Annotated in this window: 13 protein-coding genes; 9 read left to right on the top strand and 4 right to left on the bottom strand. The window is 55.2% G+C overall.

What is annotated here, in order from left to right:
- Positions 1-213: 213 nt before the first annotated feature.
- Entirely contained in the window at positions 214-1,602 is a 1,389-nt protein-coding gene (gene cysS, locus NG42_RS10925) for a cysteine--tRNA ligase (protein ID WP_052899355.1), read from the bottom strand.
- Between the two features lie 289 nt (positions 1,603-1,891).
- On the opposite strand from cysS, the gene ppiB reads away from it, so the two are divergent.
- From ppiB to purK, 4 genes are all read left to right on the top strand, one after another.
- Positions 1,892-2,386, top strand: coding sequence for a peptidylprolyl isomerase B (gene ppiB, locus NG42_RS10920; protein WP_052899353.1), 495 nt, complete (start codon positions 1,892-1,894; stop codon positions 2,384-2,386).
- On the top strand, positions 2,386-3,111 hold the full coding sequence (lpxH, locus tag NG42_RS10915; protein ID WP_052899351.1) for a UDP-2,3-diacylglucosamine diphosphatase: 726 nt from the start codon (positions 2,386-2,388) through the stop codon (positions 3,109-3,111). Before ppiB ends, lpxH begins: the two co-directional genes overlap by 1 nt.
- Positions 3,112-3,259: 148 nt before the next feature.
- Positions 3,260-3,769 (top strand): 5-(carboxyamino)imidazole ribonucleotide mutase, encoded by a 510-nt coding sequence (gene purE, locus NG42_RS10910; RefSeq protein ID WP_052899350.1) that lies wholly within the window; start codon positions 3,260-3,262, stop codon positions 3,767-3,769.
- Positions 3,766-4,830, top strand: coding sequence for a 5-(carboxyamino)imidazole ribonucleotide synthase (purK, locus tag NG42_RS10905; protein ID WP_052899348.1), 1,065 nt, complete (start codon positions 3,766-3,768; stop codon positions 4,828-4,830). The genes purE and purK overlap by 4 nt, the downstream gene beginning before the upstream one ends.
- A 50-nt stretch (positions 4,831-4,880) precedes the next feature.
- Here purK and ybbP read toward each other — a convergent pair whose 3' ends face one another.
- Together ybbP and ybbA are read right to left on the bottom strand one after the other, a co-directional pair.
- Positions 4,881-7,298: a putative ABC transporter permease subunit YbbP gene (gene ybbP / locus NG42_RS10900; protein WP_052899347.1), complete on the bottom strand. Its 2,418-nt coding sequence runs from the start codon at positions 7,296-7,298 to the stop codon at positions 4,881-4,883.
- Complete coding sequence (gene ybbA, locus NG42_RS10895; RefSeq protein ID WP_052899346.1) at positions 7,295-7,981, bottom strand: putative ABC transporter ATP-binding protein YbbA; 687 nt, start codon at positions 7,979-7,981, stop codon at positions 7,295-7,297. The genes ybbP and ybbA overlap by 4 nt, the downstream gene beginning before the upstream one ends.
- Between ybbA and tesA the strand changes: the two genes are divergently transcribed.
- The 5 genes from tesA (at position 7,952) to NG42_RS10870 (ending at position 11,741) form a co-directional block, all read left to right on the top strand.
- A complete protein-coding gene (gene tesA, locus NG42_RS10890) occupies positions 7,952-8,572 on the top strand; it encodes a multifunctional acyl-CoA thioesterase I/protease I/lysophospholipase L1 (protein ID WP_052899388.1) in 621 nt (206 codons plus the stop codon). The genes ybbA and tesA overlap by 30 nt on opposite strands.
- A gap of 31 nt (positions 8,573-8,603) precedes the next feature.
- Entirely contained in the window at positions 8,604-9,377 is a 774-nt protein-coding gene (locus tag NG42_RS10885; protein ID WP_052899345.1) for an SDR family oxidoreductase, read from the top strand.
- An 80-nt stretch (positions 9,378-9,457) separates the two neighbouring features.
- The gene (locus NG42_RS10880) at positions 9,458-10,315 is read left to right on the top strand and encodes a co-chaperone YbbN (protein ID WP_052899343.1); all 858 of its coding nucleotides are present in this window, start codon (positions 9,458-9,460) and stop codon (positions 10,313-10,315) included.
- A 59-nt stretch (positions 10,316-10,374) separates the two neighbouring features.
- The gene (locus NG42_RS10875; RefSeq protein ID WP_052899341.1) at positions 10,375-11,292 is read left to right on the top strand and encodes an SPFH domain-containing protein; all 918 of its coding nucleotides are present in this window, start codon (positions 10,375-10,377) and stop codon (positions 11,290-11,292) included.
- Positions 11,292-11,741: an NfeD family protein gene (locus tag NG42_RS10870; RefSeq protein ID WP_052899340.1), complete on the top strand. Its 450-nt coding sequence runs from the start codon at positions 11,292-11,294 to the stop codon at positions 11,739-11,741. Before NG42_RS10875 ends, NG42_RS10870 begins: the two co-directional genes overlap by 1 nt.
- On the opposite strand, the gene cueR is transcribed toward NG42_RS10870, so the two are convergent.
- Positions 11,738-12,148 carry a Cu(I)-responsive transcriptional regulator gene (gene cueR, locus NG42_RS10865; protein ID WP_052899338.1) on the bottom strand — a complete coding sequence of 137 codons (411 nt, stop codon included), beginning with the start codon at positions 12,146-12,148 and terminating at the stop codon, positions 11,738-11,740. The genes NG42_RS10870 and cueR overlap by 4 nt on opposite strands.
- Between the last annotated feature and the right edge of the window lie 204 nt (positions 12,149-12,352).

Below are 12,352 nucleotides of genomic sequence, written 5' to 3'. Positions count from 1 at the left end.
GCTCCAGAAGCTGGCTCGCTCTGTGCGATAAGTTACGCCTGGGTCATCGAAATAGCAGTTATCACAACATTTCGCGCAGAAGGATTCACAGGATGGTAAATCACTCTGGAAGCTGCCCAGGCTTTTGAAAAAAAGAGGTCTTGTCATTTCCAAACTCCATGTTGGTTAGAAATCCTTTTACTGACACTATTTTCTCGTTAACCAAAATCTGATTTACTTACGACGCCAGCTGGTTCCCTGCGGACCATCTTCCAGAATAATCCCCAGCTCGTTCAGCTTATCGCGGGCGATATCGGCTTGCGCCCACTCTTTCGCCTGACGCGCATCAAAGCGCATTTTGATTAACGCTTCGATCTCCGCCACTTCTTCGTCGTTACTCTGCGCGCCGCTTTGCAGGAACTGCTCCGGGTCTTGCGCCAGCAGGCCCAGCACGCCAGCTAACTGACGCAGTTTCGCTGCCAGGCCGTTGGCTGCATCAATATCTTCGCTTTTCAGGCGGTTAACTTCGCGCGCCATATCAAACAGTACCGAGTAGGCTTCTGGCGTGTTGAAATCATCATCCATCGCTTCGCGGAAACGGGCTTCAAAAGCCTCGCCACCCGCAATCGCGGCGGAGGCATCAGTATTACGCAAGGCGGTATACAGACGCTCCAGCGCGGCACGCGCCTGCTTAAGGTTGTCTTCACCATAGTTAAGCTGGCTGCGATAGTGGCCGGACATCAGGAAGTAACGCACGGTTTCGGCGTCGTAATGCGCCAGCACGTCACGCACGGTAAAGAAGTTATCCAGCGATTTTGACATCTTCTCGCGGTCAACCATTACCATGCCGGAGTGCATCCAGTAGTTAACGTACGGGCCATCATGCGCGCAGGTTGACTGGGCGATTTCGTTTTCATGATGCGGGAACATCAGGTCAGAACCGCCGCCGTGAATATCAAAATGCTCACCCAGCTGTTTGCAGTTCATCGCCGAACATTCAATGTGCCAGCCCGGACGCCCTTCGCCCCATGGCGACGACCAGCTCGGTTCACCGGCTTTCGACATTTTCCACAGCACAAAGTCCATCGGGTTGCGTTTCACATCCGCAGCCACTTCAACACGAGCACCGGCCTGCAACTGCTCAAGATCCTGACGCGACAGCTTGCCGTAATCAGCATCGCTTTCCACCGAGAACATCACATCGCCGTTGCTGGCAACATAGGCATGTTCACGCGTAATCAGTTTTTCCACCAGCTCGATAATTTCACCGATATGGCGGGTCGCACGCGGCTCCAGATCCGGCGGCAGAATATTTAACGCGGCGAAATCGGCATGCATCTCGGCGATCATGCGGTTGGTCAGCGTTTCCACGCTTTCACCCTTCTCATTGGCGCGTTTGATAATTTTATCGTCAATATCGGTGATATTGCGCACATAATTCAGCTGATAGCCGCAATAACGCAGATAACGTGAGACGACATCAAACGCCACAAAGGTCCGACCGTGGCCGATGTGACAGAGGTCATAAACGGTAATGCCGCACACGTACATGCCAATCTGACCAGCATGGATAGGTTTAAATTCCTCTTTTTGACGACTCAGGGTGTTGTAAATCTTTAGCATTGAGACATTCCGTATGACGTGTGCGGGTTAACGAAACTGATGATCCCCTCAGTAGTTAGCGTGGCCACAGCAACACCAATTACCAGGGTATATAAAGGCTTAATTTGACGTATTGTTAACGTAAGCGCGCTGCAATGCAAGAACATGGCAGTAACTCGGCTGATGTCGCCATGCTGACGCGTCATCACAATTTGTGATATAAGAAGCGTCTGTCAAAACTGGCCCGGCAATTTAACCTAGCTGCCGTGAGCACAGTCGTTTAAAACTCCCACCTTAACAGGACGAGATTATGGTTACTTTCCAGACCAATCATGGCGACATCGTTATCAAAACTTTCGACGATAAAGCCCCAGCCACCGTGAAAAACTTCCTGGATTACTGTCGTGAAGGTTTTTACGACAACACCATTTTCCACCGTGTCATCAACGGCTTTATGATTCAGGGCGGCGGCTTTGAACCTGGCATGAAGCAGAAAGCGACCAAAGAAGAGATCCGTAACGAAGCGAACAACGGCCTGAAAAACACCAAAGGCACGCTGGCGATGGCACGTACTTCTGCCCCGCATTCCGCAACGGCTCAGTTCTTTATCAACGTAGCAGATAACGACTTCCTGAACTTCAGCGGTGAAAACCTGCAAGGTTGGGGTTATTGCGTATTTGCTGAAGTGGTTGAAGGTATGGACGTGGTTGAGAAAATCAAAGGCGTTTCTACCGGTCGTAGCGGTATGCATCAGGACGTGCCAAAAGAAGACGTCGTGATCCAGAAAGTGACTGTTAGCGAGTAATGTCACGCACGCTGTTTATCGCAGATTTGCATCTGTGTGAAGAAGAACCGGCAATTACTGCCGGTTTTCTGCGTTTTTTACAGCGCGAGGCACTGAATGCCGACGCGCTGTATATTCTTGGCGATCTGTTTGAAGCCTGGATTGGCGATGACGACCCTGACCCGCTGCATGGCGAGGTGGCTGCCGCGCTGCTGGCGCTGAAGCAGCATGGCGTGCGTTGCTACTTTATCCATGGTAATCGTGACTTCCTGCTCGGCTACCGCTTTGCCCACGCCAGCGGCATGACCCTGCTGCCGGAAGAGCAATTGCTGGAACTGTATGGCAAACGCATTCTGATCCTGCATGGCGACACGCTCTGCACTGATGATGAAGGCTATCAGCGTTTTCGCCACAAGGTGCATCAACGCTGGCTGCAAAAGCTGTTCCTTGCCCTGCCGCTGTTTATCCGTCAACGTATCGCCGAAAAAATGCGCGCAAACAGTAAAAATGCTAACGCCAGCAAATCGGTAGCGATCATGGATGTTAATCCCCACGCAGTGACTGACGCCTTTCAGCGCCACCGGGCGCAGTGGATGATTCACGGCCATACCCACCGACCTGCGGTACATCCATTACAGATTAACGGTCAGCCAGCAGAACGCGTGGTGCTGGGTGCCTGGCACCAGCAAGGCTCGATGATTGAGGTGACAGCTGACGCCGTCACACTGAGCGCTTTTCCATTCTGACATCGCGAAATAAGCATGATTTTGCCGCCTGAAGCGGCTACGCAACCGTTTTCCTTGCTGCTGAGTCATGCTATTCTCTCTGCCCTTCCCACCCTGCTGCTTAAAGTTGCACGGGTGAAGTTTGTACAATCACAGGAGTCAGACTCGCATGTCATCCAACGCCGCCCCAGCCCGCATTGCCATAGTTATGGGTTCAAAAAGTGACTGGGCAACCATGGAGTTTACCGCAGAGATCCTTACCAGCCTTGCGGTTCCTTTCGACGTTGAAGTGGTCTCAGCCCACCGTACCCCGGATAAACTGTTTAGCTTTGCTGAAAACGCAGCGGAAAAGGGCTATCAGGTGATTATTGCCGGTGCCGGTGGCGCGGCCCATTTGCCCGGCATGCTGGCAGCGAAAACGCTGGTTCCGGTACTGGGTGTGCCGGTACAGAGCGCGGCCCTGAGCGGCGTTGACAGCCTCTACTCCATCGTGCAGATGCCGCGTGGTATTCCGGTCGGCACGCTGGCGATTGGTAAAGCCGGTGCGGCCAATGCCGCGCTGCTGGCGGCGCAGATTCTGGCGATCCACGATCGCGAGCTGGCGGCACGTCTGGCCGACTGGCGTCAAAGTCAGACGGATGAAGTGCTGAATAATCCTGATCCACGGGGTAATGCATGAAACCGGTTTGCGTATTAGGTAATGGTCAGCTTGGGCGCATGTTGCGTCAGGCTGGCGAGCCACTGGGCATTGCAGTCTATCCGGTGGGGCTGGATGCCGAACCGCAAGCGCTCCCCATTCAGCAAAGCGTGATTACTGCTGAGATTGAACGCTGGCCGGAAACCGCGCTGACCCGCGAACTGGCGAAGCACCCGGCGTTTGTTAACCGTGATATTTTTCCGATTCTGGCCGATCGCCTGACGCAAAAACAGCTGCTCGACCAGCTTGGACTGGCGACCGCCCCGTGGCAACTGCTGGCGTCTGACGATCAATGGCCGCAGGTGTTCTCAACGCTGGGTGAGCTGGCGATCGTTAAACGTCGCACCGGCGGCTACGACGGCCGTGGTCAGTGGCGTTTACGTGTCGATCAAATCCAGGAGTTGCCGCAAGAGTGTTACGGTGAGTGCATCGTCGAACAGGGCATTAACTTCAGCGGTGAAGTCTCTCTGGTCGGCGCGCGTAGCCATAACGGCGAGACGGTGTTTTATCCGCTGACGCACAACCTGCATCAGGATGGCATTCTGCGCACCAGCGTCGCGCTGCCTGAGCCGGATGCCGCACGGCAACAGCAGGCGGAGCAGATGCTATCTGCCATTATGAATAAGCTGAACTACGTCGGCGTGATGGCGATGGAGTGCTTTGTAGTGCCGGAAGGCCTGTTGATCAACGAGCTGGCACCGCGCGTGCACAACAGTGGTCACTGGACGCAAAACGGCGCATCGATCAGCCAGTTTGAACTGCATCTGCGGGCGATTCTTGATCTGCCGCTGCCGAAGCCGGTGGTCAGTTCGCCGTCGGTGATGGTCAATCTGATTGGTACCGATCTCAATTTGCAGTGGTTACAGCAGCCGTTAGTGAATCTGCACTGGTATGAGAAAGAGGTTCGTGCGGGGCGTAAAGTCGGTCATCTCAATCTGAATGATGTCGACAGTACAGCGCTTATCAACGCGTTAGACGCGCTGGTAACGATGTTACCGCCGGACTATGCCAGCGGCATTGAGTGGGCGAAAGAGCAACTGTAATGACTCCCCGCATGCTATCAGGACGGGAGCCGAAAACGGCTCCCTTATAGCTATGCTGACTCATAACCTCTGAACAACGCCTTACCTTTCAGCAAACGCACCCCCAGCCAGCCGCCACACACTGACAATAACAGCGCACCGGTCAGCGGCAACACGCCCCACAACAGGAAATCCGGCTGCCACGGGAAATCAAACACCTTACGTTGTAAGCCCCACAGCGCCGCTTCGGCACCTGTCGCGGCGGCAAGCCCGGACACCGCACCCAGCACCGCAAATTCACGCCATAATGTGCCGCGCAGCAGTTTCTTGCTGGCACCCAGCGTGCGATACACCACCAGCTCCTGACGCCGCTGGCGCATACCAACCTGAATCTGCGCCAGTAACAGCAGCACCCCGCAGGCGGTCACCAGCACCACCATAATCTCCAGCGCGCGACTGACCTGCGTCAGCACCTGCCCGACCTGCCGCAGAATGCTGTCAATATCCAGCAGGCTCAGGGTCGGGAACTGGCGATTCAGCTGCGCCAGCAGTGCCGGGTCGTTATCCATATGGAAACTGGTCAGCCAGGTTTGTGGCTGCTGATCAAGCGCCCCCGGCGGGAAGATAAAGAAGAAAAATGGCCGCAGACTTTCGCGGTCAATCGAGCGCAGGCTGGTAATTTTTGCGCTGAACGACTGCGTGTCGCCGGTAAAAGTTAGCGTATCGCCCAGTTTCAGACCCAGGCGTTCGGTCAGTTCCTCCGCCATCGACACCTCGCCTTGTTTCGGCGGCCAGCTTCCGGCCACTACCGGGCTGTTCTCCGGCAGTTGCTCCAGCCATGTCAGGTTAATCTCACGGTTGTAAGTGTTGTCCTCAGCCGGGTCAACCGGCGTATTATTGGTTTCAGTCAGACGCACGCGGGCGATGGGATAGAAGTCTTCCGTCTTAATCTGATGCTGTTGCAGGAAGGTTTTAACCTGCGGCACCTGCTCCGTGGCGATATTCAGCAGATAGTAATTCGGGCTATCCGGCGGCAGTTGTTGCTGCCAGCGATCGAGCAAATCTCCGCGCATCACCAGCAGTAGCGCCAGCAGCATAAACGACAGTGAAAATGCCGCCAGCTGACTCAGCGTGGTCAGCGGTTGCCGCAGCAAACGGTTAATTGCCAGACGGAACGCCAGATTACGCACCGACAGTTTACGCAACAGCAATAAACCGCCCCAGCCTGTCGCGCCGAGCAGCACAGCCAGCAACACAATACCGGCGACCAGCGCCCATAGCAGAATGCTGCCGCCCACCAGCAGCGCCAGCAAACCCGTCACCACCAGCGCCATCACCGGCAGATAAAACTTTAGCGGCCAGACGTCGGCAATGGCATCACGCCGCAGCACCCGCAGCGGCTGAGTTGCCAGCAGCAGGCGATACGGTCGCAGACCGACCAGCAGCGAGATAACAAACAGTGAGCCGATGGCCCATAACCATGGCCAGACGCCGGACGGCGGTAATGCCGCAGGCAGCACCGGCTTCAACATCTGTAGCAGGAGCGCTTCAAACCCCAGCCCCAGCGCGCTACCCACCACCGCGGCCAGCAGCAATACCGCCAGCCACTGGCCGATAATCAGTTTACGCAGCGCCGCACGATTGGCTCCCAGCGTTTTCAGCACTGCCACTAAATCATAGCGGCTGCGACAATAGTGGCTCATTGCCACCGCCACCGCCGAAATCGCCAGTATCAGCGTCAGTAACGCCGACAACAGCAAAAATTGCTGCGCGCGTTGCAGCGAACGGCCAAGTGCATCGTCGGAATTCTCCACGCTCAACCAGCGCTGATCGGCTTTCAGCTGCGGCTCAATCCAGCGGTCATAGCGGCTCAGCTGCTCCGGCGTGCCGGCAAACTTATAGCGCCAGGTCAGCCGGCTGCCCGGCTGCACCGCACCGGTTTTTTCCACATCCGCCAGATTCATCATCAGTCGTGGCGCGGTCTGAAAAGGATTAAAACCGGAATCCGGTTCCTGAATGACTTCCCCCGCGATACGCAGTGAGGTATCGCCAACATCCAGCCTGTCGCCGGTTTTGAGATTCAGCAGCGCCAGCAGACGCGGTGCCGCCAGTACGCTACCCGGTTGGGGTTTGAGATTGGCCGGTTCAGTCCTGAGCTCACCAAACATCGGATAGGCATCATCGACCGCTTTCACCGACGCCAGCTGCGGCGTATTTTCGGCAAAGGTCATGGTCATAAAACTGAGCTGACTGCTGACCTGCAAGCCGTCACTGCGCGCCTGCTGCAACCACGCTGGCGACACCGGATGCGAGCTGCTTAACGTGCGATCGCCCGCCATAAAGTCGCGACTTTGCTGGCTCAGTCCCTTCTCCATCCGGTCGCTTAGCGAGCCAAGCGCCAGCACACAGGCGACCGCCAGCGTCAGCGCCAGCCAGACAATCAGCAGCGACGGCGAGCGCCATTCGCGCCAGAACCAGCGCCAGATCATACTTCCTCCCACAATTTACCGTCGCGCAGCCGCAGCCGTCGGTCACAACGCGCCGCCAGTTGCTCATCATGCGTCACCAGTATCAGGGTGGTGGCAAAATCACGGTTAAGGGAAAACAGCAGGTCAGCGATGCGGTCACCGGTTTTACGATCGAGATTACCGGTCGGTTCATCGGCGAACAGCAAATCCGGACGACCATTAAAAGCGCGCGCCAGCGCCACGCGCTGCTGCTCGCCGCCTGAAAGCTGTGCGGGCAGATGCGTTAAGCGTTCCGCCAATCCCAGTTGTGCCAGCAACGCGCTGGCCTGCTGACGACTCTGACCATCGCTGTCGCCGCGCAGCAGCGCCGGGAGCTGGACGTTTTCCAGCGCATTCAGCGTCGGCACCAGCATAAACGACTGAAAAACAAAGCCCACATGCTTTGCGCGCAGCGCTGCACGCTGCTCTTCATTGTGCTGATGCAGCGGCTCGCCGCAGAGAAACACCTCCCCTTCACTGCCGTCATCCAGTCCGGCGAGAATGCCTAACAGCGTCGATTTACCCGATCCTGACTCGCCAATCAGGGCGATGGTCTCAGCCGGTTTGACAACCAGCTCAACTCCGGTAAGGATGGTTAACTGATGCTCACCCTGACCGACGGACTTACTAAGACGATGAACTTCAAGAATGTTTTCCGCTGGCATTACCCGTTCCTGTTATTATTGTTACTGATCTCGCGCGTGGCGTCGGCAGAGTCGCTGCTGATTCTCGGCGACAGTTTAAGCGCCGGATATCGCATGTCTGCCAGCGCGGCATGGCCTGCGCTACTCAATGATAAATGGCAAAAAAAACCTACCGTGATTAACGGCAGTATCAGTGGTGATACCGCAACGCAGGGTTTGAGCCGTTTGCCGGCACTGCTGAAACAACATCAACCCAAGTGGGTGTTGATTGAACTGGGCGGTAACGACGGTTTACGCGGTTTCCCGCCGCAAAATATCGAGCAGGATTTGCGTCAAATCATCACCGATATCAAGGCGGCGAATGCCCAGCCGTTGTTAATGCAGATCCGTTTGCCAGCGAACTATGGTCGCCGTTACAACGAGGCGTTCAGCGGGATTTATCCCAGACTGGCGCAGGAGTACAACATTCCATTGATCCCCTTCTTCATGGAGCAGGTTTATCTGAAACCTGAATGGATGCAGCAGGATGGCATACATCCCAATCCCGATGCGCAATCCTTTATCGCCGACCTGATGGCCAGACAACTGTCTCCTTTAGTTAAGCACGAGTGAAGGAAAACTGTGATCGCTAACAGGTAAAGTTATGAAAAAAAGCATATTAATCACCGGTTGCTCCAGCGGTATTGGCCTGGTCGCCGCGCAAGATTTACAGCGTCGTGGCTATCAGGTGTTTGCCGCCTGCCGCAAAGCGGACGACGTGGCACGGATGAATCAGCTGGGATTTACCGGTATTGAGCTGGATCTCGACGATGCGCACAGCGTGGAGCATGCGGCGCAGCAGGTGACCGAACTAAGCGGAAATCAACTGTATGCGCTGTTTAATAACGGCGGCTATGGCGTGTATGGGGCGCTGCATACGCTGTCGCGCCAGCAACTGGAACAGCAGTTTTCCACCAACTTCTTCGGCCTGCATCAGCTGACGATTTTACTGCTGCCGGCGCTGCTGGCGAATGGCGGCGGGCGGATTATCAATACCAGCTCGGTACTGGGATTACTCTCGACGCCACGCCGCGGTGCCTATGCCGCCAGTAAATATGCGCTGGAGGCCTGGTCTGATGCGCTGCGTATGGAATTGCACGGCACAGGCGTGCGTGTCAGCCTGATTGAGCCGGGGCCAATTCACACCCGCTTTACTGACAATGTTAATCAGACACAGCAGGATCGCCCGGTAAAAAATCCGTCGATTGCGGCACGTTTTACCCTGCCGCCAGAGGCCATTCTACCGAAATTGCACCATGCATTAGAGAGTAAACACCCGAAATTACGCTATCCGGTCACCCTGGTGGCGCATGCAATGACGATTATCCGCCGTTTGCTGCCAGGTTGGATGCTGGATCGCATTTTGCGCAGTAACTAGCACTGCAACAACAATTTCACTTGAAGCGAGGCGTAACGCCCCAATATTGTTACAAAGTCATCAGCCAAAGAGACGAATTCATGTCACCACAAGCTTCGATTATTAACATCAATGAATCTAACCTGCACCAGACGCTGGAGCAGTCGGTTGCCATTCCGGTGCTGTTCTACTTCTGGTCTGAACGCAGTCAGCACTGCCTGGAACTGACCCCGCTGCTGGAGCGGCTGGCGCAGGAGTATGCCGGTCAGTTTATTCTGGCGAAGCTGGATTGTGATGCTGAACAGGCGGTTGCCGCACAGTTTGGCCTGCGCTCAATTCCGACCGTCTACCTGTTCCAGAATGGTCAGCCGGTCGACGGTTTCCAGGGGCCGCAGCCGGAAGAAGCGGTACGCGCGTTGCTGGAAAAAGTGCTGCCGCGTGAAGAAGAGCTGAAAGCGCAGGAAGCGATGGCGCTGATGCAGGAAGGCAAAATGATCGATGCGCTGCCGCTGCTGAAAGATGCCTGGCAGCTGAGCAACCAGTCAAGTGAGATCGGCTTTCTGCTGGCCGAGGTGCTGATCGCCCTGAGCCGCAGCGATGAAGCCGAAGCGGTACTGAAAGTGGTGCCATTACAGGATCAGGATACCCGTTATCAGGGGCTGGTGGCACAAATCGATCTGCTGAAGCAGGCCGCTGATACTCCGGAAATCCAGCAATTACAGCAACAGCTGGAAGCTGAGCCGGATAACGCCGAACTGGCGTCAAAGCTCGCCCTGCAACTGCATCAGGTCGGCCGCAATGAAGAGGCGCTGGAAATTCTGTTTGTGCATCTGAAAAAAGATATGAATGCCGCAGATGGACAAGTGCGTAAAATGTTGCAGGAGATTCTGGCCGCGCTCGGTACCGGTGACGCACTGGCGGCAAAATACCGTCGTCAGCTCTATTCGCTGCTCTACTAAGCGCGAATCAAACGGGCCGGAATGAGTCGGCCCGTACATAAAACAACAGGAGGTTTTCTATGCTGGCCGTTATCCCGGTGCTGATTATTCTGGCACTGATCGTCGTCTGGTCCGGCGTTAAAATCGTGCCACAGGGCTTCCAGTGGACGGTTGAACGCTTTGGCCGTTATACCAAAACGCTCTCTCCCGGACTTAACATCATCGTGCCGTTTATGGATCGCATTGGCCGTAAGATCAATATGATGGAACAGGTGCTGGATATTCCGTCGCAGGAAATCATCTCCAAAGACAACGCCAATGTCACTATAGACGCCGTCTGCTTTATTCAGGTTATCGATGCCTCACGGGCAGCCTATGAAGTCAGTAATCTGGAGCTGTCGATTCTCAACCTCACCATGACCAATATCCGTACCGTACTGGGTTCGATGGAACTGGATGAGATGCTGTCGCAACGTGACAATATTAATACCCGCCTGCTGCATATTGTTGATGAAGCGACCAACCCGTGGGGCATTAAAGTCACGCGTATTGAAATCCGCGATGTGCGCCCGCCAGCGGAACTGATCGCTTCAATGAATGCGCAGATGAAAGCCGAACGCACCAAACGCGCTGATATTCTGGAAGCTGAAGGGGTCAGGCAGGCGGCGATTCTGCGCGCCGAGGGTGATAAACAGTCACAGATTCTGAAAGCCGAAGGCGAGCGTCAGTCGGCCTTTTTACAAGCTGAAGCGCGTGAACGTGCTGCCGAAGCCGAAGCGCGAGCAACCCAAATGGTTTCCGAAGCGATCGCCGCCGGTGATTTGCAGGCGATAAACTACTTTGTGGCACAAAAATATACCGATGCGCTGCAAAAGATTGGCTCCGCCAATAACAGTAAAGTGGTGCTGATGCCGCTCGATGCCACCAGTCTGATGGGTTCAATTGCCGGTATCAGCGAACTGCTGGCGGAAAGTAAGCAGGATCGGAGAAAAAGCTGATGCTGGCCGACGTCATTGCCCATCCTCACTGGTTCTGGCTGACCCTCGGCGGCCTGCTGCTGGTCGCGGAAATGCTCGGCACCAATGGTTATCTGCTGTGGAGCGGCATTTCCGCGGTGCTGATCGGTTTGCTAAGTTGGCTGGTTCCGCTGCCGTGGGCCTGGCAGGGGGGACTGTTTGCGCTGGTTACTCTGGTTACCGCCTGGCTGTGGTATTGCTGGATGCAACGACGCGAAAAAAAGCAGTTGCCAAATACCCTGAATCAACGAGGCAACCAGATGATTGGCAGGCAGCTAACCCTGCAAACGGCACTGGTTAATGGTATCGGTCATATTCAAACTGGCGACAGCAGCTGGCGGGTGCAGGCTGACAGCGATCTGCCGGCAGGCTGTGAGGTCACGGTGGTGGCGATTGAAGGCATTACCTTACGCATCAGACCACGAAGTTAAACCGACTTGGTTGTGTGACAGCAGCCAGCAAGATTATTGATAATCGGGCAATCAGCACTGTCATCGCCAGGGCAAGCGGCAGCCAGTTCCAGCAGCCGCTGGCGCATCAGGCTTAACTGATGAATATGCGCTTCGATCTCGGCGACCTTATTGAGGGTGCGCGCTTTTACATCCGCGCTGTGGCGCTCAGGATCGTTGAATAATGCCACCATTTCCCGGCACTCATCGAGATTAAATCCCACCTGCCGTGCCTGTCGCAGCAGCATCAGCTCATCCAGATGTTTGCTGGTGTAGCTGCGATAACCATTTTCGCTGCGCAGTGGCGGCGTTACCAGCCCCTTCTCTTCATAAAAGCGGATTGCTTTGCTGGTCAGTCCGGTTTTTTTCGCCACATCACTGATATTCATCGTTTTCCCCCTGACCTTACCTCTGGTGGCGATATTTTAGCAGATGCTGGCTCTGGCGGTACTGCGTCATCTCCCGATTTTACCGACCGGGTTCGGCGCGTTTTTTTGGCATGAATTGACCTGATGTTAACCTCACCTGCGATGGCTTATCACAATTTTCTATGACGCCCGGCGATAATTTTCTTTAATAATCAGCCTCTGATG

The organism is Winslowiella iniecta, assembly GCF_001267535.1.
Taxonomy (GTDB): domain Bacteria; phylum Pseudomonadota; class Gammaproteobacteria; order Enterobacterales; family Enterobacteriaceae; genus Erwinia; species Erwinia iniecta.
The sequence above is the reverse complement of the archived record's forward strand: the minus strand, read 5'-3'. Positions and strand labels throughout refer to the sequence as shown.